General features: G+C 73.3%; 2 protein-coding genes. Both read left to right on the top strand.

The features are described from left to right. Positions 1-1,480 (top strand): R3H domain-containing nucleic acid-binding protein (locus KBB57_RS20105; RefSeq protein ID WP_290754204.1); only part of this gene is annotated, 1,480 nt, incomplete at its 5' end. Positions 1,481-1,562: 82 nt separating this feature from the next. Then, positions 1,563-2,542 (top strand): GTPase (locus KBB57_RS20100; protein WP_290754203.1); only part of this gene is annotated, 980 nt, incomplete at its 3' end.

Raw genomic sequence — 2,542 nt, 5'->3', positions numbered from 1 at the left:
GGCCCCGCGTCCTCCGCGCGAGGGCGGCGAGGTCCGCGCCGATGGTGCCGGTGACGAGCGTTCCGAGGCGCAGCGTTCGCGCCGCCGTCGCGGCGGTCGGGGCCGTGGTGGCCGGGGCCGTTCCGGCTCGGGCGCCCCGCGCGACGATCAGCAGCCGAACAACATCGTCAACAACTTCGAGGCGCCCGACGAGGGCCACGACATGCTGCGGCTGGACGAGCGTCCGGGCCGCGACGACCTCATCGAGCGCAAAGTCTCGAGTGACCGGGGCGATCGCGCCCCGCGCGGCGACCGCGGCGGCCGGGGCGAGCGCAGTGATCGTGGCGACAGGGGCGACCGCGCCCCTCGCGGCGACCGTGAAGCCCGCGATGCCCGCAGCAGCCGTGATGACCGCGGCGAGCGTCCCGTGCGCGACCGCGATGAGGTCCGCCTGGAGAGCCCGGTCGAGGACAGTATCGGCAACGCGCCCGTGCGCGAGGAGTCGGTGCCGCGCGAGCAGGCCCGCGAAGAGCGCTCGCGCCGCGAGCTGCACGTGACCCCGGAGGCGCCGGCCGGCAGCGCACCCGAGGCCGAGGCTTCGGCGCCGGAAGTGATTGAGACGGCTGTCATCGCCAATGTGGCGCTGAAGGCCAAGAAGAAGGCCTGGGGCGGACTCGGTGCCCGTCGCGAGCGTGCGCCGGCGTCGTCGCTGCCGCGCGTGAGCGTCGAGTCGCCGGCCACCGCCGGCGCCGTGTTCAAGCCGGCGCGCACCAAGGCCTCGAAGGCCGCGGCCGAGCGCCAGGCCACCAGGGAAGCCAACGCCGCCAACGCGGCGAAGATCGGCGCCATCGACTCGCCGCTGGCCGGCCCTGCCGGCACGACGGGCTACGGGGCGCCGCGCAATGGTGGTTTCGGTGGACGGTCGACGTCGTCATCGGACGAGACCATCGCCGCCGGCATCGCCGCGACCGATTACGCCAAGCCGATGACCGCGGTCGACGAGGCCGGACAGCCGACCCTGCTGACCGAACTGACCAACGGGATGCTGGCCCGTGCCGGTTTCCCGTGCGAGTGCGAAACCATCCCCGGTGAATACCACGCCGTGAAGGTGTCGGTGGACGAGGATGCCGCGGGCATGCTGATCGGTCGCGGCGGCTCCACCGCCGAAGCCGTCGAGCACCTGGTCGAGCGCATGGCCAGCAACGCCGCCGGCGACCGCGTGCGCATGAACCTGGACATCAACGACTACCGCATCCGCCGCGAGGAGCAGCTCCGCGAGCGCACGGCCGAAGCCGTCGCCGAGGTGCGCGCCACCGGCGAGCCCTACCACATGGAATCGATGGACGCCCGCGAGCGCCGCGTCGTGCACATGGCCACCGAATCGCTGACGGACATCACCACCTACACGGTGATGGGCGGCGGCGGCAAGCACGTGGTCATCGCCCTGGACGACGGCTCGCACCGCAGCGACGATCACGGTCACGAAGGCGGCGAGGACTGATCGCCGAACCCGCCGATCCGCACGAACAGGGAGCGGCGCGACGGCGCCGCTCCTTGTCTTGAGGGGTGGAGGAGGAATGCCCATGGACCCGAACCTGACCCACGATCTCGACACCGTCGTCGCCCGCGCCACACCCGAGGGCGAGGGCGGCCTGGCCGTCGTGCGCCTGAGCGGACCGCAGGCCCTGGCGATTGCGTCGCGGGTGTTCCGGGGAGCGGGGTATGGACAAGGGAGCGGGGGGCCGGGCCCGGGCCCCGACCCGGCGGCGCCTGGCGACAGCGTCGCCCCGGGCGCCGGCGAGGGCTCCCGCAAGGGCTCCGGTCCCACCCCCCGCCGCGCTGTATACGGTATTTTCCATGAGCCTGTTGACGCCCAACACAAAGACCCGCAAGCACTTGCCGTGATCGACGAGTCGCTCGCGCTCTGGCTCCCCGGTCCCCACAGCTACACCGGTGAAGACACGGTGGAGTTCTTCTGCCATGGCGGCCGGCAGGTGACCGCCGCCGTGGTGCGCGCCTGCCAGAAGGCCGGCGCCGTCGCGGCCGCCCCCGGCGAGTTCACCCGCCGCGCCTTCCTCAACGGCCGCCTCTCGCTCGACCAGGCCGAGGCCGTGGCCGACCTCATCCAGGCCGGCAGCGAACAGGCGGCGCGCGCCGCGGTGGCCCAGCTGCGCGGCGGCCTCGACGCCGAACTGGGCGCCCTCGAGTGGCCGTTGCTCGACCTGCTGGTCCGCCTCGAAGGCTCGCTCGAATTCAGCGACGACGACAGCGACGAAGCCATCGTCGACGCCGCCGAGATCCGCCTGGTGCTGGCCGAAGCCCTCGACGGCGTGGACCAGCTCCTGACCCTGGCCCCGGCCGGCCGCCTGCTGCGCGAAGGCGTGCACGTGGCCCTGGCCGGCGCCCCCAACGCCGGCAAGAGCAGCCTGTTCAACCGGATGGTCGGCAGCGACCGCGCCCTGGTCGACGCCGAACCCGGCACCACCCGCGACATCGTCACCGCCCCGGTGCGCCGCGGCGGTCGCCTCTATGTGTTCCACGACACCGCCGGCCTGCGCGAGCC

Source organism: Amaricoccus sp., assembly GCF_017993425.1.
Lineage (GTDB): Bacteria > Pseudomonadota > Alphaproteobacteria > Rhodobacterales > Rhodobacteraceae > Amaricoccus.
The sequence above is the reverse complement of the archived record's forward strand: the minus strand, read 5'-3'. Positions and strand labels throughout refer to the sequence as shown.